Source organism: Streptomyces sp. NPDC029674 (genome assembly GCF_044903205.1).
Taxonomy (GTDB): Bacteria; Actinomycetota; Actinomycetes; order Streptomycetales; family Streptomycetaceae; genus Streptomyces.
This window is the reverse complement of record NZ_JBJDPY010000014.1, coordinates 80,484-99,813: the sequence shown is the minus strand read 5'-3', so window position 1 is coordinate 99,813 and position 19,330 is coordinate 80,484. Positions and strand designations below refer to the sequence as shown.

The following is a 19,330-nucleotide window of genomic DNA, read 5'->3' as shown; positions in this document are numbered from 1 at the left end:
CGTGCGACTGAACGATCTCGACGAACGCATCGTGCACGCCCTCGCCGAGGACGCCCGCCGTTCCTACGCCGACATCGGCCAGCTGGTCGGACTCTCCGCGCCCGCCGTGAAGCGGCGCGTGGACCGGCTGCGGGCCACGGGTGCCATCACCGGGTTCACCGTGCGGGTGGACCCGGCGGCGCTCGGCTGGGAGACCGAGGGGTTCATCGAGATCTACTGTCGCCGGAACACCTCGCCGGAGGCGATTCAGCGGGGGCTCGAGCGGTATCCGGAGATTTCGTCCGCGTCCACCGTTACCGGGGACGCGGACGCGATCGTCCAGGTCTTCGCGGCTGACATGCGGCATTTCGAGCGGGTGCTCGAGCGGATCGCGGGGGAGCCGTTCGTGGAGCGGACGAAGTCCGTGCTCGTGCTCTCGCCGCTCATGCGGAGGTTTTCTTCGGGGTCCCCGGCTTAGTTCTTTGGGCGCGGGTCGGTGTGGGTTGCGGTCTTTTTGCGCAGTTCCCCGCGCCCCTGAGGTGTCCCCGGCTTGGTTCTTCGTGGGGCGGGCCGGGGCGGCTAGGTGGCCGTCGCGTACGAGACCTTCCAGGGGAGGACGTGGAAGTCGCCGGTGCCCTTTCTGACCTTCTCGTAGGGGGCTGAGCTCGCGCACTTCGCCAGGGTGTCGGGCTGGCCGGGCGTGCCGCCGTAGGCCGCCCAGCTGTAGCCGACCCTGTCCTGGCCACCGGTGTCGTGGACGGTGAAGCCGACCCGCTTCCCCTTGATGTCCGGCATGTCGATGTCGCTGCCGGCGGCGGTGACGACACCGGTGACCGTGGCCACCTTGCCGCCCGTCATCAGGCAGTCGACGCGGCCCTCGGCCCAGGCGCCCCGGCCGCCCGGCTTCTCCAGATGGACGAAGCGGAACGTGCCGGTCGCCTTCGACGGGTCCTTCCTGTCCCCGGCCGCCAGATGCGCGTCGAACGTGAACGTCACGTCCTCGGCCGTCCTGCGGTACATCCTCGCCGAGCCGGTGAGCGCGGCGGCCTCACGCTTCTTCGCCTGTTCTCCGGCGCTCCCGGCCGCAGGTGTCGCAGGGCGCGCCGGGCCGTCACCGGCCGCCACGGCCGCGCCCGCCGCCCCCACGGTGAGCAGCAACGCGGCCGCCACGGCGACGGCGCGGGGGTGAGGGGTGCGGGGTGTGATCGTGCGGCTCATGGGGGAGTCCTCCGTCTTCGGGGGCGGAACCGTTCACCCGGCCTGTCCGGGCGTGATCACGATCTCGCGATACGGGGCCCGGCACGTCCGGCCACGGACCGCACTCCGCATCCGCCGCGCGGCGGAGGACCCCCGCGCACCCCGTGCGCCTGAAGGAGGACCACCCCGCTACCCGAGTCGCACGGTCACGCGCAACGAATCGCCGCCCCCGCCTCCCCGCACGCAACGGATCAAGCAGCTGCCCGCAACGGTCTGAGCTTGTCCGGGGGTGGTTGACGACCGTACCGTCATATCGACCCCGCCTTCCCCTTCGTACCCTCCGAGGTTCCGCCATGCCTGCGCTGCGCACCGCCCTGCTCCAGAGCTCTGGGCAGCTTGGATCCGTCGCCGAGAACCTCGCGGCCCTGGACGAGGCGGCGGGCCGCGCCGCCGCGGCGGGCGCCGGGCTGCTCATCGCGCCCGAACTGTTCCTCACCGGGTACGCCATCGGTGACGACATCGCCCGGCTGGCCGAACCCGTCGACGGCGAGTCCGCGAAGGCCGTCGCCGAGATCGCGGCGCGCCACGAGGTCGGCGTCGCCTACGGGTATCCGGAGCGCGAGGGCGATGTCGTCTTCAACTCCGTCCAGCTGGTCGGCCCGGACGGGGCCCGCCTCGCGAACTACCGCAAGACCCACCTCTTCGGCGGCTTCGAGCGCGACTCCTTCACCCCCGGTGAACAGACCGTCGTCCAGGCCGAGTTGGGCGGCGTACGGATCGGGCTGATGATCTGCTACGACGTGGAGTTCCCGGAGAACGTCCGCGCGCACGCCCTCGCCGGCACCGACCTCCTGGTCGTCCCCACCGCGCAGATGCACCCCTTCCAGTTCGTCGCCGAGTCCGTCGTGCCGGTGCGCGCCTTCGAGAACCAGATGTACGTCGCGTACGTCAACCGGGTCGGGCCCGAGGAGGAGTTCGAGTTCGTCGGACTCTCCACGCTGGCCGGGCCGGACGGCGTGGCACGCGCGCGGGCGGGCCGCGGCGAGGAACTCGTCTTCGGCGACGTCGACCCGGAGTTCCTGAGCGCCTCCCGCGCGAACAACCCCTACCTGCGCGACCGGCGGCCCGGCCTGTACGCGTCCCTCGGCTGACCGCCCGCGAGCCCTGGTCCCGGCCCGCACCCCCCTCTCACCTGCCTTTCAGTTCCGTGCAAGGAGTCCGTACCCCATGACGTCCACGGTGCCCACCGCCGTCCAGCACACCGACGCGCAGCCGCCGATCACCATGTTCGGCCCGGACTTCCCCTACGCCTATGACGACTTCCTCGCCCACCCGGCGGGCCTGGGCCAGATACCCGCGACCGAGCACGGCACCGAGGTCGCCGTCATCGGCGGCGGTCTCTCCGGCATCGTCGCCGCGTACGAGCTGATGAAGATGGGCCTCAAGCCCGTCGTCTACGAGGCCGACCAGATCGGCGGCCGGCTGCGGACCGTGGGCTTCGAGGGCTGCGACAGCGACCTCACCGCCGAGATGGGCGCGATGCGGTTCCCGCCGTCGTCGACGGCGCTCCAGCACTACATCGACCTGGTCGGCCTGAAGACCAGGGCGTTCCCCAACCCGCTCGCCGAGTCGACGCCCTCGACGGTCGTCGACCTCAAGGGCGAGTCGCACTACGCCGAGACCGTGGAGGACCTGCCGCAGGTCTACCGCGACGTGGCGAAGGCCTGGGCCGACTGCCTGGAGGAGGGCGCGGACTTCTCCGACATGAACCGCGCCCTGCGCGAGCGCGACGTGCCGAAGATCCGCGAGATCTGGTCGAAGCTCGTCGAGAAGCTCGACAACCAGACCTTCTACGGCTTCCTCTGCGACTCCGAGGCCTTCAAGTCCTTCCGGCACCGCGAGATCTTCGGTCAGGTCGGCTTCGGCACGGGTGGCTGGGACACCGACTTCCCGAACTCCATCCTGGAGATCCTGCGCGTCGTCTACACCGAGGCCGACGACCACCACCGCGGCATCGTCGGCGGCAGCCAGCAGCTGCCGCTGCGCCTGTGGGAGCGCGAGCCGCAGAAGATCGTGCACTGGGAGCCCGGTACGTCCCTGAAGTCGCTGCACGAGGGCGGCGAGCCCAAGCCCGCCGTGACCCGCCTCAACCGCACCGCGGGCAACCGTGTCACCGTCACCGACGCCTCCGGTGACATCCGCACCTACCAGGCGGCGATCTTCACCGCCCAGTCGTGGATGCTGCTCTCGAAGATCGAGTGCGACGACTCGCTCTTCCCCATCGACCACTGGACGGCGATGGAGCGCACCCACTACATGGAGTCGTCGAAGCTCTTCGTGCCGGTGGACCGGCCGTTCTGGCTCGACAAGGACGAGGAGACCGGGCGGGACGTCATGTCGATGACGCTCACCGACCGGATGACCCGCGGTACCTACCTGCTCGACGACGGGCCGGACAAGCCCGCCGTCATCTGCCTCTCGTACACGTGGTGCGACGACAGCCTGAAGTGGCTGCCGCTGTCGGCGAACGAGCGCATGGAGGTCATGCTCAAGTCGCTCGGCGAGATCTACCCGAAGGTCGACATCCGGAAGCACATCATCGGCAATCCGGTGACCGTGTCCTGGGAGAACGAGCCCTACTTCATGGGCGCGTTCAAGGCGAACCTGCCGGGTCACTACCGCTACCAGCGGCGGCTGTTCACGCACTTCATGCAGGAGTCGCTGCCCGAGGACAAGCGGGGCATCTTCCTCGCCGGGGACGACATCTCGTGGACGGCCGGCTGGGCCGAGGGAGCGATTCAGACGGCGCTCAACGCGGTGTGGGGCGTCATGCATCACTTTGGCGGGGCGACCGACGCCACGAACCCCGGTCCCGGGGATGTGTACGACGAGATTGCGCCCGTCGAGCTGCCTGAGGACTGACGGCGCCGTTTCGTCCGGGGCGCGTGGGAAGCTGCTGGTCCGTTGTGGCTGGTCGCGCAGTTCCCCGCGCCCCTGGGGGCGCCTGCCCTATACCCCCGCCGCCCTCGCCTCCTCGTACACCTGCGCCGCCAAGTCCTTGAGTTCCTGTGCGTCCCGTGCCGAGCCGCCGAGGTCGATCAGGATCTCGTCGACGCCCACCGCGGCGTGCGCGGCGAGGTCCTCGACGATCTGGTCGACGTTGCCGCGGAACGGGGCGCGGTCCGGGCCGTCGTACGCCTTGCTCGTGTAGCGCGTGTTGGCCCGCAGCACGCTCTGGACCGGGCGCTCGCGGCCCCGCTCGGCGGCCGCTTCGCGCACCCTGGTCCACTGCTCGGCGAGTGCGGAGGCGCCCGTCGCCACAGGCATCCAGCCGTCGGCGCGGTCGACGAGCCTGCGCAGGGCGCGGGGGCTGTTGGCGGGCAGCAGGATCGGGATGGGGCCGACCGGCTTGGGGCCGACCACGGAGGGCGCGATCGTGGTCAGCTCGCCCTCGTACGACACCGGGTCCGGGCCCCACACCGCGTGGCAGACGTCGATCAGCTCGTCCAGGACCTTGCCGCGCCGCTCGAAGGGGGCGACCGAGGCGGCCGCGTACTCGTCGTGGGACCAGCCCGTGCCGAGGCCCGCGACGACCCGGCCGCCGCTCGCCGCGTCCAGCGAGGCCAGGGAGCGGGCGAGTTGGAACGGGACGTGCAGCGGGGCGACGAGCACGCTGGTGCCGAGGCGGGCGCGTTCCGTGGCCGCGGCGGCGAGTGTGAGGGTGATCAGGGGGTCGGCGACCGAGCGGTACGCGTCGGGCCATGGACGGCCCGGGATGCCGTAGAGACCCTGGGTGGCGGGCTCGGGGTAGAGGACGCGCTCGTAGACCCAGAGGCTTTCGTAGCCGATGTCCTCGGCGGCCTGGGCGACCGCGGGGACGTCGCGTCCGATGGCGTACTGCCTGCCCTGCGGGAGACTCAGTCCGAGTCGCGTCGACATTCCGGTGCTCGCCATTCCGGTGCTCCTTCGCGTCGGGGGTCAGTCAGTGCATTCAACGTACATCGGTCTCAGTCCGGAAGTGGCGTCAACAAGATTCGTCCCACCAGGCCCACCGCCTCGTCGAGCCGCTCCCCGAACTCCTCGGCCACGGCGGGCAGTTCGCGCAGCGCCCACAGTGCGCGGGCCGACGCCCACGCGCCGTCCCGGGCGCGCTCCAGGCTCCACGAACCGGCCAGATGCGTCAGCGGGTCGCCGACCTGGAGTAGATCGGGGCCGGGCATCAGCTCCTCGCGGATGCGCTCCTCCAGCGAGCCGAGGACATCGCCCACGCGGTCGAACTCGTCCTCGACATCGGCCGGTTCGCAGCCGAGCGTGTGACAGCTGTCCACGAGGGCGAGCGCCAGATCGTGGCCGATGTGCGCGTTGATGCCAGCGAGCGCGAACTGCAGCGGGCTGATGCCCGGATGGCGGCGGTACTGGAACAGCGGGCGCCAGCAGGCGGGTGTCCGGTGGCCGTCGCCCGCCGCGTCGACGGCCGCCAGATAGCGTTCGGCGAAGCGGACGGCCAGCGTGCTCGCGGCGCGCGCGTCGGGGAACGCGCCGCCGTCGAGATGCCGGCCGACCTCCTCGGTGACCGAGAGATAGACGCGGTTGAAGACGGCGACCCCGTCGCGCGGCGGCCAGCCGGCGCCGAGCGCGCGCATCCGCGCCGCCACGGCGTCGACTCCGTAGGCCGGTGGCCTCAACTCCGCGAACCGCTCCAACTGCGCCATGGGGGCAGGGTCCCAGCCCCGGGCGCGCCCGGACCTCAGCGCACCGGCCGCTTCCCCGAAACGAGGGAACGGCCGCCGTGCGGGACCCGCGGCACCCGGCGGCTCAGGCAGACTGCCGTGCCTCCGGTCGCCAGCGCCGCCGCCACCAGGAGCGCGCTGACCCAGAGCGGCGAGCGGTAGCCGAGCCCCGCGGAGATCGCGAGGCCGCCGAGCCACGGGCCGAGGGCGCTGCCCACGTTGAACGCGGCCGTGGCGAACCCGCCCGACAGGTGCGGCGCGTCGGTCGCCGCGTACAGCGCCTGCGCGATGAGCGTGGACCCGACGCCGAACGACAGCGCGCCCTGCACGAGGAGCAGCACGACCGCCGCCACCGGATTCGCGGCGGTCACCGCGAGGAGGACCCATCCCGCGAGCAGCGCGAGCGAGCCGAACACCAGGAGCGGCATGGGCCGTACGTCGGCGATCCGGCCGCTCGCGGTGACACCGGCGAAGGATCCGATGCCGAACAGCGCGAGCATCGCGGGCACCCAGGCGGAGCCGACGCCGGTCACGTCGGTGACCAGCGGTGCCAGGTAGGTGAACGTACAGAACGTCGCGCCGTTCACCAGCGCGCCGAGCAGCAGCGTCACCAGCAGCCGCGGGCGGCGCAGCGCGCGCAGCTCACCGAGCGCGCTCGGCCCCGCGGCGTCCGCGGCACCGGCGGGCACGGCCCGCGCGATGGCGAGGACGGCGGGCAGCGAGATCAGGGCCACGGCCCAGAACGCCGAGCGCCAGCCCCACACCTCGCCGAGCAGCGCGCCCGCGGGCACGCCCGCGACACAGGCGAGGGTGACGCCGCCGAGCAGCGCGGAGGTCGCGCGGCCCTTCGCGTTCGGCTCGACCATGTCCGTGGCGGTCACCAGGGCGACCGCGAGGAATCCGGCGTTGGCGAGGGCTCCCACGACGCGCGTCGCGAGCAGCGCGGCGAAGCTCGTGGTGAGCGCGCCGGCGACGTGGACGAGGAGGAAGGTGACGAGGAAGGCCAGCAGGGCGCCGCGGCGCGAGAAGCGACGGCTCAGGATGGCCATCAGGGGCGCGCCGATGATCATTCCGACGGCGAACGCCGAGGTCAGATGGCCTGCGGACGGGATGGAGACATCCAAGTCCGCGGCGATGTCGGACACCAGTCCCGACAGCATGAACTCGGAGGTGCCTTGCGCGAACACGGCAAGTCCGAGGAGGTGGATGGCAAAGGGCACAGCGAAACTCCGCAACCACGGTGTGGATCGATCGAAACGATCAGGACACGGGAGCGGTGGTCCGGTGGGGGTGGAGCGGGCGCGTCAGTGCGACGGCGCGAGAAGCCACCGGACGACCGGTGGCGGGAGTCTGTCGGACTCGGGGCTGGACATGGTGCGCACCCTAATCAGGCGTCACGCACCACGTCCAACGGATTACCGGTCCAACCGGTCAGCGTTCCTCTTTGTCGTACGTCGACGTGCCGGCGTCCAGCAGTGGTTCCTGGGACTTGAGGTGCGCGGGGGCGAAGGCGCGCAGCACGTGGTAGCCCGTGATGACGACGATCGTGCCGAGCGCGATGCCGCTCAGCTCGAAGTTGTCGCTGATCTTCAGGGAGACACCGCCGACGCCGATGATGATGCCCGCCGCGGCCGGCACGAGGTTGAGCGGATTGCGCAGGTCGACCTTGGCGTTGATCCAGATCTGGGCGCCGAGCAGGCCGATCATGCCGTACAGGATGACGGTGATGCCGCCGAGCACGCCGCCCGGGATCGCGGCCACGACCGCGCCGAACTTGGGGCAGAGCCCGAAGAGCAGGGCGAAGCACGCGGCGGCCCAGTAAGCGGCCGTGGAGTAGACGCGGGTCGCGGCCATCACGCCGATGTTCTCGGAGTACGTCGTGTTGGGCGGGCCGCCGACCGCAGTGGAGAGCACGGAGGCGGCGCCGTCGGCGGAGATCGCCGTGCCGAGCTTGTCGTCGAGGTTGTCGCCGGTCATCTCGCCGACGGCCTTCACGTGGCCCGCGTTCTCCGCGACGAGCGCGATGACGACGGGCAGCGCCACGAGGATCGCCGACCACTCGAAGCTGGGCCCGTGGAAGGAGGGCAGGCCGATCCAGTCGGCCCTGCCCACGGCGGACAGGTCGAGACGCCAGTGGTCGACGACCTTGCCCGACGCGTCCGCCGAGTGGATCGTGCCGAAGACCTGGTCGAAGACCCAGGAGATGCCGTACCCGAAGATCAGGCCGAGGAAGATCGCGACGCGCGACCAGAAGCCGCGCAGGCACACCACGGCCAATCCGGTGAACAGCATCACCAGGAGCGCCGTCCACTGGTCCTGCGGCCAGTACGTCGAGGCGGTGACCGGCGCCAGGTTGAAGCCGATCAGCATGACAACGGCGCCGGTCACGATCGGCGGCATCGCGGCGTGGATGATCCGCGCCCCGAACTTCTGCACCGCGAGCCCCACCAGGAACAGCGCGGCACCGACCACGAGGACCGCGCCGGTCACCGTCGCGCTGGAGCCGCCCTGCGCGCGGATGACGGCGGCGACGCCCACGAAGGAGAGCGAGCAGCCCAGGTAGCTGGGGACCCGGCCGCGCGTGGCGAGCAGGAAGATGACGGTCGCGACGCCCGACATCATGATGGCCAGATTCGGATCGAGCCCCATGAGGACGGGCGCCACGAAGGACGCCCCGAACATCGCCACCACGTGCTGTGCGCCGAGCCCGAACGTGCGGGGCCAGGAGAGGCGCTCGTCGGGCCGGACGACCGCGCCGGGAGCGGGGGTGCGGCCGTCGCCGTGGAGTTTCCAGCGCACGCCGAGATCCATGGTGAGTGTCGCTTTCTGTGCGCCGGGCCGGGCCGTGCCCAGTGGGTCGTGTTTCCAGTGGTGCGTGGCCCGAAATGATCGACGCCATGTTAATGCGACGTCAGTGCGACTTCTCTCCGGTCGGCTGCGGGCTCGCCGCCCCGGCCGCCTTGCGGCCGTCCGTGCGGAGCACGCCCGCGAAGAGCACGAGGCCGAAGGCGAGCAGCGTCACCAGGCCGAAGGAGGTCACCAGGCTCGTCGCGTTCGCGAGGCCGCCGATCGCCGAGGGGGCGATCAGACCCGAGGTGTACGTGATGGTGGCGACGCCCGCGATGGCCTGGCTCGGGTTCGGGCCGCTGCGCCCGGCGGCGGCGAAGGCGAGCGGCACCACGACCGCGATGCCGAGGCCGAGCAGCGCGAAGCCGCACATCGCCATGACCGGGTGGGCGGCGAGGACCACGAGCAGCCCGCCGAGCACCGCGAGGACGCCGCCCGCACGCACCGTGCGCACCGCGCCGAACCGGTTGACCACGGCGTCGCCGACGAGCCGCGCGATCGCCATGGTGAGCGTGAAGCCGGTGGTCGACGCGGCGGCGACACCGGCCGACGTGTCCAGGACGTCCCGCAGATAGACCGCCGACCAGTCCAGGCTCGCCCCCTCCGCGAAGACCGCGCAGAACCCGACGGCGCCGATGAGCAGCGCCGACTTGGGCGGCAGCGAGAACCGCGGCGGCGCCTCCTCCTCCGGTTCCGCCTGTACGTCGAGCACGCCCTGGCAGGCCACGAGGCCGAGCGCGGTGAGGGTGACGGCGGCGAGGGCGTGGTGCAGGCGGGCGTCGGAGCCCAGGTGGGCGGCGACGGTGCCGGCCGCCGAGCCGATCAGGGCGCCGACGCTCCACATGCCGTGCAGACCCGACATGATCGACTTCCGCATGCGGGTCTCGGTCTCGACGCCGAGGGCGTTCATCACCACGTCCGACATGCCCGAGGAGGCGCCGTAGACGAAGAGCGCCAGGCAGAGCGTGAGCAGGTTCGGTGCCAGCGAGGGCAGGACCAGGGCGAGCGTCCACAGGGCGAGGAGGCCGCGCAGCGCGGGGCGGGCGCCGAAGCGGTGGCTGATCCGGCTCGCGAGCGGCATCGCGACGGAGGCGCCGATCGCGGGGAAGGCGAGGGCGAGGCCGAGCAGGCCCGCGCTGACGTCGGCGTGCTCCTGGATCCAGGGCACCCGGGTCGCGAAGGACCCGGCGACCGCGCCGTGCGCGCAGAAGACGGCCGCCACGGCGATCCGCGCCCGCTTCAACCGGCGCTTGTCGTAGACCACTTCACTCATTCCGCTTCACTCATTCCGTTCCGCCCCTCCCGAGTGCCGCACCGGTACGGCGACGTAAACTATCAGGAACCCTGCCTGATAAATAGAAGACTTTCTGTGGGAGGATCCGGCCATGCCTGTCTCGCCTGCCTCACCGAGTACCGCCCGGGCCATCAACGACCGGCTCGCCCTGGGGCTCCTGCAGAGCGAAGGGCCCCTGACCGCGACCCAGTTGAAGCAGCTCACCGGGTTGTCGAGGCCCTCGGTGGCCGACCTCGTCGAGCGGCTCCAGGGCTCCGGGCTCATCACCGTCGTCGGGGAGGCGGGTGCCCAGCGGCGCGGCCCGAATGCCCGGCTCTACGGCATAGTCGCCGACCGAGCCCACCTCGCCGCCCTCGACGTGCGCACCGACAGCGTCTCCGTCGTGGTGACCGATCTGGTCGGCGCGGTGCTCGCCGAGGCCTCCGCGACCGTCGGCGGCGACACGGAAGCCGCACTCGCGGGCGCCCTCGACCTGGTCGGGCGCACGGCGGGCGAGGGCGGCGTCCAGCGGCTGCACACCATCGGCATCGGTGCCCCCGGCCTCATCGACCCCGCCACCGGCGACCTGCACGACACGACCTCGCTGCCCGCCTGGCACCGCCGCCTCGCCGGCGCTCTGCAGGAACGGCTCGGCGCCCGCGTCCTCGTGGAGAACGAGACCAACCTCGCGGCCCGCGCCGAACGCCGAGACGGCGCCGCGCACGACCGGGACACCTTCGTGCTGCTCTGGCTCGGCGACGGTGTCGGCGCCGCCGTCGTGCTCGACGGAGTGCTGCGCAGGGGCGCGTCGGGCGGCACCGGCGAGATCGGCTTCCTGCCGGTGCCGGGCACGGGCTCGCTGCCGTCGGCGACCGGCTGCGAGGGCGGCTTCCACTCACTGGCCTGCGCCTCGGCGCTGCGCGAACTCGGCGCGGAGCACGGCCTGTTGCGGTCCGGCATGTCCGCCGCTGACGTGGTGCGGCACGCGGTCGAGGCCCACGAGGACGCCTTCCTGGACGCCGTCGCCGACCGCATCGCCATCGGCACCGCCGCGATGGCCGCGATCCTCGACCCCGGCTGCGTCGTCCTCGGCGGCGAGGTGGGCCGCGCGGGCGGCACCGCCCTCGCCACCCGCGTCGCCGCCCGCGTCACCGCCATGTCACCCCTGCGCACCGAGGTCCGCGCGGGCACGCTCGGCGGCGCCGCGGTGCTGCGGGGCGCCCTGCTCGCCGCGCGTGACGCGGCACAGGACGAGCTGTTCGGGCGGGCGGCGGAGGGTTCGGTCCGTCGGCGGCTCACCACGTGACACCGCAGGTCACCTGGGCAGCCCCTCCGCGACCGGAGGGACGCTAGCGTCGGCCGCCCGAGCGGGCCGCCAGGTACTGCTCGAACGTGGTTTTTCCGACGGCTCGTCCGGGGGTGAGGTGGCCGCCCGCGCGGGCCGCCCGGTAGGTGCGGCCCGCGAGCCGTACCGGCAGCAGTGCGCGCCGCTTTCCGCTCGCGCGGAGGTAGGCGCGTGCCAGTTCGGGGAAGGTGCGGACCTCGGGGCCGCCCATGTCGTCGACCCGTCCCGCCGGTGGCGACGCCGCCAGTTCGGCCAGGCGCTCCGCCACTTCGGCGACGTCGATCGGCTGGTCGCTCACGCCGGCGGGCAGCAGCATGACGGGAAGCTTCGCCGAGCCCTCCAGAATGCGCAGGGCGAGATCGTGGAACTGGGTGGCCCGCAGGATCGTCCAGCCGAGCCCCGACTCCTCGACCAGCCGCTCCACGGCGAGCTTCGCCTTGTAGTAGCCGAGCGGCACACGGTCGACGCCGACGATCGAGATGTAGACCAGGTGGGCGACGCCGGCCTCCCGCGCCGCCCGGACGAGGTTGCGGGCGGCCTGCTCGTCCCCGCCGCGCACCGTGCTCGCGCAGTGCACGATCACGTCCACGCCCGCCACCGCCGCGTCCAGACCGGTGCCCTCGCGCAGGTCCACGGCGTACGGCGGGGTGTGGCGGCTGAGCACCCGCACCTCGTGGCCGTCCGCCCGCAGCCGCTCGGTCACGAGGCGGCCGAGGGTCCCCGTACCGCCGGTCACCAGAATCGTCGTCATCGCAAGGCTCCTTCGTCGCAGCGCGTCTCCGGAACACCATGATGACGTCGACAACGCGGACACGCCCATGGGATGCCGCCGCATCCCATGGGCGTGAGCTCTCAGGAGGGGAACTCAGCAGGCGCCGAGGTCCTGCCAGACACCCCACTCGCCGCCTGCGCCGGGCTCATCGCCCTTCGTCCACCACTTGGCCTTCCAGGTGTGCGACTTGTGGGACACGGTCGTCCCGCTGCCGTACTCGGCGGACGAACTCCACGCGGGCGCCGTGCACTTGCCCGGCGTCGGCGGGTCCGTCGGGTCCGGCGGGTCGGTCGGTCCGGTGCCGCCGCCCGGCTCGACGAGCGTGGTGCCGCGCGCCAGGTCACCGGCGAGCGCGTACGTCGTGCCGCTGATGTTCACCGTCCAGTTCCACGGGGTGGAGACCGGCAGGTAGTAGTTGAAGGACAGGTCGACCGAGGCGCCGGGCGCGAGGGACTGCCAGGCGGGGAGCTTCAGCGAGACCCGGTGGAAGTCGCCCTTCAGGCCGCCGGCGTTGCTGCCCGTGTGGTCGCTGCTGATCACCTTCGTACCGAAACCGGACTGGTCGGAGGCGTTGCCCGGCGCCGCGGTGGAGTAGTCGAACTGGAACTCCGTGCCGCCCGGCAGCGCCGTCTTCGTGTTGTTGGTGATCTTCACCTTGGGCGTGATCGGGTAGTTGGAGTCGCCCAGCTTGAAGTCCCCGAAGTCCACGCCGATGTCGACGGCCTTGGTGGGCAGCTCCTTGTTCGAGACCTTCGCGCCGTACGGCTTCGCGGTCTTGAACTTGTCGTACATGAGCGAGGTGAGCGTGTCGCCGATCTCGTACTGGCCCTTGGCCGCGTTCCAGTCGTAGTCGCCGGCCATCTCCCAGACCATCGTGCCGCCGATGCCCCGGTCGACCACGTAGTCGGCCTTCTTCGCCACCGACTCCTCGTCCTCCGTCGACAGGAAGACCTTCTTGTCCGCGTTCCACAGCCAGGGCGCGACGAGCGAGGAGCTGTACTTGCGGGCGTAGGTGCCGGTGAGCTTCGTGTCGGCGGGGAAGCCGTACTTGGTGACGTAGTCGCCGACGATCCCCTTCTCCAGGTTCTTGGCGTGCCACATCGGGTTGGAGCCCGCCGGGGACTCCTTGCCGTTGTCGTCCTTGTCGTGCCAGAGGTTGTCGATGCCGACCGCGCCGTCACCGCACTTGGTCAGGCCGGATCCTGCCGGACAGCTGGTGGCCGCGGCCTTGCCCCACAGCCCGTCGGTGCCGCCCTGCACGTTCTTGTGGCCGCGCGTGTAGTACGGCAGGCCGATGTTGATGCGCCCTGCGGGCATCGAGCCGCGGAAGTAGTGGTAGGCCCAGTCGGTGTTCAGATAGCCGATGCCGCCGTACTGCGAGCTGCCGTAGACGTTGGCCGCCGCCAGCTCCGCGTCCTTGCCGTCGTCGAAGAGCGCGGCGTTGGGCCCGACGTACTCGTTCCAGGCGCCGTGCAGGTCGTACGACATGATGTTGACGTAGTCCAGGTACTTCTGGACCTGGAAGGTCTCCATGCCGCGCAGCAGATAGCCGGAGGAGGGGGCCGCCACGGTCAGCATGTAGTGCTTGCCGTCGGCCGCGCCCGCCTTGTCGAGCTTCTCGCGCAGGGACTTCATCAGCGCCGCGTAGCCCTTGACGAGGCCGCCGCGGCGGGCGTTGGAGATCGAGTAGTCGAGCGGGTTGCCCGCGTCCTTCATCGTGGTCGGGTACTCGTAGTCGATGTCGACGCCGTTGAAGCCGTACTTCTTTATGAAGGACACCGCGGAGTCCGCGAACGTGTCGATGCCGGCGTGGTTCACCGAGCCGTCCGCGTTGGTGGCCATCGAGTAGAAGCCGCCGGAGTTCACGCGCTTGCCGTCGTCCCCGAAGTAGCCGCCCGTCTCCGCCCAGCCGCCCACCGATATGAGCGTCTTGACGTTCGGGTGCTTCTTCTTGAACTTGTTGAGCAGGTTGAAGTGACCCTTGTAGGGCAGCGCCGGGTCCATCTCGGCGCCCGCGACGCCCGGCCACGTCATGCCGGTGGCGGGGTTCGTGTCGCTGTCGGAGCCGACCGAAAGCTTGTTGTCCTTGTTGACGTGCCCGAAGGCGTAGTTGACGTGGGTGACCTTCTCCCAGGGGATGTCCTTGGCGAGGTAGGCGGGCTCGCCGTTCTTGCCGGTGCGCCAGCCGGTGAAGTAGCCGATGACGCGCCGCTGGTGGTCGGCGCCCATCTTCTCGCGGCCTTCGCTGTCGTAGACCGAGCAGTAGGGGACGTCGACGCCGGGCGTCTTGTAGAGGCCGTCGGGGCGGCAGGACGCTTCGTCGGCGGCCGCGGCCTGCGTGGCGCCGCCTGAGACGAGGCTGAGCAGCATTCCGGCGACGGCGGCGCCGGACGCGAGCAGCGCGGGTCTGGCGCGGGTGAGGGACGGCAAGGGGACCTCCTGGGGCGGTGCGGAACACGAGCGGGGCGAAACAGCACGACTGGCGAAGATGTGGATCGTTCTGGGGCCCCGGCGTGCGCACACCGTCGGCTCCTGCTCCTCGGAGGTGACGGTGAGATTAAAAGGACTAGACCAGTGCGTCAATGGGTCTGGACCAAGTTGGTTGAACATGATGTTGAATGGCGGTTTGTGAGCCAGCCCACAGCAGGCCACCCGTATGGCCCGCAATCAGCCATGGCACACTGGCCTCGTACCAGAAGCAGCGCACTCCGGGGTCGGTGTAATTCCGAACCGGCGGTTACAGTCCGCGACCCGGCCACCTCCAGTGGCCGGTTGACCAGGCGAAATTCCTGGACCGACGGTGAAAGTCCGGATGGGAGGCAGTGCGCGGCGGGCGGGCATTTGTGCACGCCGCCGTAATGGCTTGTTCCTGGCTCCGGCCGGGGACGGTTCCTGGGTTTTCCCGGGACAGGTGTCATCCGGCGCAGGCGTTCCCCAGATGTCGCTGTCCGTTACTTTCTGTCGTCATCGACAGGCCCCGGAGTCCGTGCCCGAAGAGGCAGGAGGACCCGGTGGCCACCGCCGTAGCCGAAGCAGCCGCCATGCGGCGCGCCATCACGCTGGCCGCCCGCGGCCTCGGCTCCACCAGCCCCAACCCCGTCGTCGGCTGCGTCGTCCTCGACGCCTCGGGCGACACCGTCGGCGAGGGCTGGCACCAGCGCGCGGGCGGCCCGCACGCCGAGGTGCACGCCCTGCGCGCGGCGGGCGACCGGGCCCGGGGCGGCACCGCCGTCGTCACCCTCGAACCCTGCAACCACACCGGCCGCACCGGCCCCTGCGCGCAGGCCCTCATCGACGCCGGGATCACCCGGGTCGTCTACGCGGTAGGCGACCCCGACCCCACCGCGACCGGCGGCGCGCAGACCCTGCGATCCGCCGGAATCCCGGCGGAGCAGGGCCTGTTGGAGGCCGAGGCCGCCGAGGTGAACGCCGCCTGGCTGACCTCCGTACGGCTCGGCCGCCCGCACGTCACCTGGAAGTACGCCGCCACGCTCGACGGCCGCATCGCCGCCGCCGACGGCACCAGCCGCTGGATCACCTCCGCCGAGGCCCGCGCCGACGTGCACCGGCTGCGCGCCGAGTGCGACGCCGTCGTCGTCGGCTCCGGCACCCAGCGCGCCGACGACCCGCACCTCGCCGTGCGGGGCATCGACGGCGCCGTACAGCCCCTGCGGGTCGTCGTCGACACCAACGGGACCGCCGTCACGCCGGGCGCCCGCGTCCTGGACGACGCGGCGCCCACGCTGATCGCCGTCGCCGAGGACGTCACTCCCGCGTACGAAGCCCGGGAAGTGGTCCGGCTGCCGCGCACGGGAGGCGGGTTGGACATCCAAACCCTCCTGGGCGTGCTCCACGCGCGTGGCGTGCGGTCCGTCCTCCTCGAAGGCGGCCCGACGCTCGCCGGTGCCTTCGTCGCCGCCGGCGCCGTCGACCGCGTCGTCGGCTACCTCGCCCCCGTCCTGCTGGGCGCCGGCCCCGCCGCCCTGACCGGCGGCGGAATCACCACCATCACCGAAGCGTTGCGGCTCGACGTGAGCGAGACCGTCCGCATCGGCCCCGACCTGCGCATCACCGCGACCCTCGTAGCGAAGGAGCACTGAAGTGTTCACCGGAATCGTCGAAGAGCTGGGCGAGATCACCGCCGTCGAGAACCTCCCCGACGCCTCCCGCTTCCGCCTGCGCGGGCCCGTGGTCACCGAGGGCGCCAAGCACGGCGACTCCATCGCCGTCAACGGCGTCTGTCTGACGGTCGTGGAGCACGAGGGCGACGAGTTCACCGCCGACGTCATGGCCGAGACCCTGAACCGCTCCAGCCTCGGCGCGCTCACGGTCGGCTCCCGCGTCAACCTGGAGCGGCCCACCTCCGTGGGCGCCCGCCTCGGCGGACACATCGTGCAGGGCCACGTCGACGGGACCGGCGAGATCGTCGAACGCAAGCCGTCCGACAACTGGGAGATCGTCAAGGTCTCGCTCCCCGCAGGCCTCTCCCGCTACGTCGTCGAGAAGGGCTCCATCACGGTCGACGGCGTCAGCCTCACCGTGGTCGACGCGGGCCCCGACTTCTTCACCATCAGCCTCATCCCCACCACCCTCGCGCTGACCACGCTCGGCATCAAGCAGCCCGGCGACCCGGTCAACCTCGAGGTCGACGTCATCGCCAAGTACGTCGAGCGCCTGCTCGGCGACCGCGTCCAAGTGCCCGCTCAGGAGGCCACCAAGTGAACTGGCTCAACTCCGAAGCCTTCACGGCCTTCGACCAGCACATCCTCTGGTCCGACATGATCGGCAACACCGTCGGCCTCATCGCCCTGGCGCTCGGCTGGCGGCGCTCCATATGGACCTGGCCCGCGCAGTTCCTGTCCGGCGTCATCCTCGTCGCCGCGTACGCCTCCGCGCAGCTCTCCGGCGGTGTCGGCAAGCAGCTCCTGGTCATCGGCGTCGCGCTGTGGGGCTGGCGGCAGTGGACGCGCGGCAGGCAGCAGGCGCAGGACGGCTCCATCGCCATCCGGTTCGCCACCTGGAAGGAGCGGGGGATCCTGCTCGCCGGCACCGCGGTCGGCACCCTCGCCGTCGGCGCCCTGTTCAGCGCCGTGCCCGACCTGTCCTGGAACCCCTGGCCGGACGCCTACATTTTCGTCGGCACGCTCGCCGCGATGGTCGCCCAGGCCCGCGGACTCGTCGAGTTCTGGTTCGCGTGGCTGCTCGTCGACGTGGTCGGCGTGCCGCTCGCCTTCAGCAGCGGCCTCGCCTTCTCCGGCCTTGTGTACGTCGTCTACCTCGCCCTCGTCCTCTGGGGCATGCGCGACTGGTGGCTGCGCTCCCGCGCCGCCGCCTCGCAGCCCGTCATGGAAGGAGCCCCGGCATGACCGTGGCACCGATCTGGCGCAGCACCGCCAGCGATGAAGATTCCCTGGACCTCTCCCTCGACCCCGTCGAGCAGGCCGTCCGCGACATCGCGGCGGGCCGCCCCGTCGTGGTCGTCGACGACGAGGACCGCGAGAACGAGGGCGACCTCGTCGTCGCCGCCGAGATGGCGACCCCCGAGATCGTCGCCTTCATGATGAGCGAGTGCCGCGGCCTGATCTGCGCGCCGATGGAGGCCGACGAGCTCGACCGGCTCCGGCTCCCGCAGATGGTCGAGCACAACACCGAGTCGATGAGCACGGCCTTCACCGTCTCCGTCGACGCGACCGCCGCGCACGGCGTCAGCACCGGCATCTCCGCCGCCGACCGCGCCACCACGCTCCAGCTCCTGGCGAGCGGCGGGGCGGGGCCCGACGACTTCGTGCGCCCCGGGCACATCTTCCCGCTGCGCGCCAAGCCCGGCGGCGTGCTCGCCCGCGACGGCCACACCGAGGCCGCCGTCGACCTCGCCCGCCTCGCCGGCCTGCGCCCCGCCGGCGCCATCGTCGAGATCGCCGGCGAGGACGGCAGGATGCTCCGGCTGCCGGAGCTGGTCCCGTTCGCCCGCAAGCACGGCCTGACGATCATCTCCATCGAGGACCTGATCGCCTACCGCCGCTCCTCCGAGCCCACCGTCCGCCGCGAGGCCGAGGTCAGCCTGCCCACCGCCGCCGGCGACTTCACCGCGTACGGCTACCGCTCCACCGTCGACGGCGTCGAGCACGTCGCCCTCGTCCACGGCGACATCGGCGACGGCGAGGACGTCCTCGCCCGCCTCCACTCCGAGTGCCTGACCGGCGACGTCTTCCACTCACTGCGCTGCGACTGCGGCCCGCAGCTGGAGGCGTCCATGCGGCGCATCACCGACGAGGGACGCGGCGTCGTGGTCTACCTGCGCGGCCACGAGGGACGCGGCATCGGCCTGCTTTCCAAGCTGCGCGCGTACGCCCTCCAGGAGCAGGGCAGCGACACCCTCGACGCCAACCTGGAGCTCGGCCTGCCCGCCGACGCCAGGGACTACGGCGCGGGCGCGCAGATCCTGCGCGACCTCGGCGTACGCGGCGTCCGGCTGATGACCAACAACCCCGACAAGACCGACGCGGTCACGCGGCACGGCCTGAAGGTCACCGGGCGCGAGCCCATGCCCGTCGAGGCCGGCGAACACAATCTTCGGTACCTGCGCACCAAGCGGGACCGGATGGGGCACGACCTGCCCTGGCTGGACGCCACCGAAGTGTCCGCCTGCGGCAACCAGTAAGAACCGAACACGGCCAGAGGATCTGAAGGAGAAGCACGTGAGCGGCAAGGGTGCACCCGAACTGAGCGTCAAGAACTGCGGCGACCTGCGCGTCGCGGTGGTCGCCGCACAGTGGCACGAGAAGGTCATGGACGGCCTCGTCGACGGCGCCCTGCGCGCCCTGACCGAGCTCGGCATCAGCGAGCCGACGGTGCTGCGCGTGCCCGGCAGCTACGAGCTGCCCGTCGTCGCCAAGGTCCTCGCCGGGCGCGGCTACGACGCGGTCGTCGCGCTCGGCGTCGTCATCCGCGGCGGCACCCCGCACTTCGACTACGTGTGCCAGGGCGTCACGCAGGGCCTCACGCAGGTCTCCGTGGACACCGGCGTCCCGATCGGCTTCGGCGTGCTGACCTGCGACACCGAGGAGCAGGCCCTGGACCGCGCGGGCATCGAGGGCTCCCGCGAGGACAAGGGCCACGAAGCGGTCACCGCGGCTGTGGCCACCGCCACCACGCTGCGCACCGTCTCCGAACCCTGGCGCTGAGGG

General features: G+C 71.4%; 17 protein-coding genes and 1 riboswitch. Of the genes, 9 read left to right on the top strand and 8 right to left on the bottom strand.

The window, feature by feature from the left end; translation table 11 throughout:
- Nucleotide 1: 1 nt before the first annotated feature.
- Nucleotides 2–457, top strand: coding sequence for an Lrp/AsnC family transcriptional regulator (locus ACI2L3_RS29790; RefSeq protein WP_268770070.1), 456 nt, complete (start codon nt 2–4; stop codon nt 455–457).
- Nucleotides 458–558: 101 nt separating this feature from the next.
- Here ACI2L3_RS29790 and ACI2L3_RS29785 read toward each other — a convergent pair whose 3' ends face one another.
- Complete coding sequence (locus tag ACI2L3_RS29785) at nt 559–1,197, bottom strand: Repetin (RefSeq protein WP_404755483.1); 639 nt, start codon at nt 1,195–1,197, stop codon at nt 559–561.
- A 332-nt stretch (nt 1,198–1,529) separates the two neighbouring features.
- Here ACI2L3_RS29785 and ACI2L3_RS29780 point away from each other — a divergent pair, with 332 nt between their 5' ends.
- Both ACI2L3_RS29780 and ACI2L3_RS29775 read left to right on the top strand, forming a co-directional pair.
- Nucleotides 1,530–2,327, top strand: coding sequence for a carbon-nitrogen hydrolase family protein (locus ACI2L3_RS29780; protein ID WP_404755482.1), 798 nt, complete (start codon nt 1,530–1,532; stop codon nt 2,325–2,327).
- A 76-nt stretch (nt 2,328–2,403) separates the two neighbouring features.
- The gene (locus tag ACI2L3_RS29775; RefSeq protein ID WP_404755481.1) at nt 2,404–4,098 is read left to right on the top strand and encodes a flavin monoamine oxidase family protein; all 1,695 of its coding nucleotides are present in this window, start codon (nt 2,404–2,406) and stop codon (nt 4,096–4,098) included.
- An 87-nt stretch (nt 4,099–4,185) separates the two neighbouring features.
- Here the strand turns inward: ACI2L3_RS29775 and ACI2L3_RS29770 are convergent, their stop codons facing one another.
- The 5 genes from ACI2L3_RS29770 to ACI2L3_RS29750 form a co-directional block, all read right to left on the bottom strand.
- The gene (locus ACI2L3_RS29770) at nt 4,186–5,115 is read right to left on the bottom strand and encodes an LLM class F420-dependent oxidoreductase (protein ID WP_404755595.1); all 930 of its coding nucleotides are present in this window, start codon (nt 5,113–5,115) and stop codon (nt 4,186–4,188) included.
- 68 nt (nt 5,116–5,183) lie between these two features.
- Nucleotides 5,184–5,888, bottom strand: a complete 705-nt coding sequence (locus ACI2L3_RS29765) for a DUF5995 family protein (protein WP_404755480.1) — start codon at nt 5,886–5,888, stop codon at nt 5,184–5,186.
- Nucleotides 5,889–5,923: 35 nt separating this feature from the next.
- Nucleotides 5,924–7,126, bottom strand: a complete 1,203-nt coding sequence (locus tag ACI2L3_RS29760; protein ID WP_404755479.1) for a Cmx/CmrA family chloramphenicol efflux MFS transporter — start codon at nt 7,124–7,126, stop codon at nt 5,924–5,926.
- 211 nt (nt 7,127–7,337) lie between these two features.
- Entirely contained in the window at nt 7,338–8,717 is a 1,380-nt protein-coding gene (locus ACI2L3_RS29755; protein ID WP_404755478.1) for a uracil-xanthine permease family protein, read from the bottom strand.
- A gap of 100 nt (nt 8,718–8,817) precedes the next feature.
- Nucleotides 8,818–10,026, bottom strand: a complete 1,209-nt coding sequence (locus ACI2L3_RS29750; RefSeq protein ID WP_404755477.1) for an MFS transporter — start codon at nt 10,024–10,026, stop codon at nt 8,818–8,820.
- A 112-nt stretch (nt 10,027–10,138) separates the two neighbouring features.
- Between ACI2L3_RS29750 and ACI2L3_RS29745 the strand changes: the two genes are divergently transcribed.
- On the top strand, nt 10,139–11,332 hold the full coding sequence (locus ACI2L3_RS29745; protein WP_404755476.1) for an ROK family transcriptional regulator: 1,194 nt from the start codon (nt 10,139–10,141) through the stop codon (nt 11,330–11,332).
- A 43-nt stretch (nt 11,333–11,375) separates the two neighbouring features.
- On the opposite strand, the gene ACI2L3_RS29740 is transcribed toward ACI2L3_RS29745, so the two are convergent.
- Both ACI2L3_RS29740 and ACI2L3_RS29735 read right to left on the bottom strand, forming a co-directional pair.
- Nucleotides 11,376–12,122 carry an SDR family oxidoreductase gene (locus ACI2L3_RS29740; protein WP_404755475.1) on the bottom strand — a complete coding sequence of 249 codons (747 nt, stop codon included), beginning with the start codon at nt 12,120–12,122 and terminating at the stop codon, nt 11,376–11,378.
- Nucleotides 12,123–12,236: 114 nt separating this feature from the next.
- Nucleotides 12,237–14,513, bottom strand: a complete 2,277-nt coding sequence (locus tag ACI2L3_RS29735; RefSeq protein ID WP_404755594.1) for a chitinase C-terminal domain-containing protein — start codon at nt 14,511–14,513, stop codon at nt 12,237–12,239.
- Nucleotides 14,514–14,842: 329 nt separating this feature from the next.
- A riboswitch (FMN riboswitch) is annotated at nt 14,843–14,973 on the top strand.
- A 211-nt stretch (nt 14,974–15,184) separates the two neighbouring features.
- Between ACI2L3_RS29735 and ribD the strand changes: the two genes are divergently transcribed.
- The 5 genes from ribD to ribH are packed head-to-tail and all read left to right on the top strand — an operon-like array spanning nt 15,185 to nt 19,327.
- Nucleotides 15,185–16,243, top strand: a complete 1,059-nt coding sequence (ribD, locus tag ACI2L3_RS29730; RefSeq protein WP_404755593.1) for a bifunctional diaminohydroxyphosphoribosylaminopyrimidine deaminase/5-amino-6-(5-phosphoribosylamino)uracil reductase RibD — start codon at nt 15,185–15,187, stop codon at nt 16,241–16,243.
- A 1-nt stretch (nt 16,244) separates the two neighbouring features.
- Complete coding sequence (locus ACI2L3_RS29725) at nt 16,245–16,865, top strand: riboflavin synthase (protein WP_404755474.1); 621 nt, start codon at nt 16,245–16,247, stop codon at nt 16,863–16,865.
- A 56-nt stretch (nt 16,866–16,921) separates the two neighbouring features.
- A complete protein-coding gene (locus ACI2L3_RS29720; protein ID WP_362994958.1) occupies nt 16,922–17,509 on the top strand; it encodes a nicotinamide mononucleotide transporter family protein in 588 nt (195 codons plus the stop codon).
- Nucleotides 17,506–18,804: a bifunctional 3,4-dihydroxy-2-butanone-4-phosphate synthase/GTP cyclohydrolase II gene (locus ACI2L3_RS29715; protein WP_404755473.1), complete on the top strand. Its 1,299-nt coding sequence runs from the start codon at nt 17,506–17,508 to the stop codon at nt 18,802–18,804. The genes ACI2L3_RS29720 and ACI2L3_RS29715 overlap by 4 nt, the downstream gene beginning before the upstream one ends.
- A gap of 37 nt (nt 18,805–18,841) precedes the next feature.
- Nucleotides 18,842–19,327 carry a 6,7-dimethyl-8-ribityllumazine synthase gene (gene ribH / locus ACI2L3_RS29710; protein ID WP_404755472.1) on the top strand — a complete coding sequence of 162 codons (486 nt, stop codon included), beginning with the start codon at nt 18,842–18,844 and terminating at the stop codon, nt 19,325–19,327.
- Nucleotides 19,328–19,330: the final 3 nt, after the last annotated feature.

Coding starts and splice junctions, on each gene's coding strand:
- ribD (WP_404755593.1), top strand. CDS start 15,185: ATGCGGCGCGCCATCACGCTGGCCGCCCGCGGCCTCGGCTCCACCAGC.
- ACI2L3_RS29720 (WP_362994958.1), top strand. CDS start 16,922: ATGATCGGCAACACCGTCGGCCTCATCGCCCTGGCGCTCGGCTGGCGG.
- ACI2L3_RS29770 (WP_404755595.1), bottom strand. CDS start 5,115: ATGTCGACGCGACTCGGACTGAGTCTCCCGCAGGGCAGGCAGTACGCC.
- ACI2L3_RS29735 (WP_404755594.1), bottom strand. CDS start 14,513: ATGCTGCTCAGCCTCGTCTCAGGCGGCGCCACGCAGGCCGCGGCCGCC.
- ACI2L3_RS29715 (WP_404755473.1), top strand. CDS start 17,506: ATGACCGTGGCACCGATCTGGCGCAGCACCGCCAGCGATGAAGATTCC.
- ACI2L3_RS29755 (WP_404755478.1), bottom strand. CDS start 8,717: ATGGATCTCGGCGTGCGCTGGAAACTCCACGGCGACGGCCGCACCCCC.
- ACI2L3_RS29775 (WP_404755481.1), top strand. CDS start 2,404: ATGACGTCCACGGTGCCCACCGCCGTCCAGCACACCGACGCGCAGCCG.
- ACI2L3_RS29750 (WP_404755477.1), bottom strand. CDS start 10,026: ATGAGTGAAGTGGTCTACGACAAGCGCCGGTTGAAGCGGGCGCGGATC.
- ACI2L3_RS29785 (WP_404755483.1), bottom strand. CDS start 1,197: ATGAGCCGCACGATCACACCCCGCACCCCTCACCCCCGCGCCGTCGCC.
- ACI2L3_RS29740 (WP_404755475.1), bottom strand. CDS start 12,122: ATGACGACGATTCTGGTGACCGGCGGTACGGGGACCCTCGGCCGCCTC.
- ACI2L3_RS29745 (WP_404755476.1), top strand. CDS start 10,139: ATGCCTGTCTCGCCTGCCTCACCGAGTACCGCCCGGGCCATCAACGAC.
- ACI2L3_RS29765 (WP_404755480.1), bottom strand. CDS start 5,888: ATGGCGCAGTTGGAGCGGTTCGCGGAGTTGAGGCCACCGGCCTACGGA.
- ACI2L3_RS29780 (WP_404755482.1), top strand. CDS start 1,530: ATGCCTGCGCTGCGCACCGCCCTGCTCCAGAGCTCTGGGCAGCTTGGA.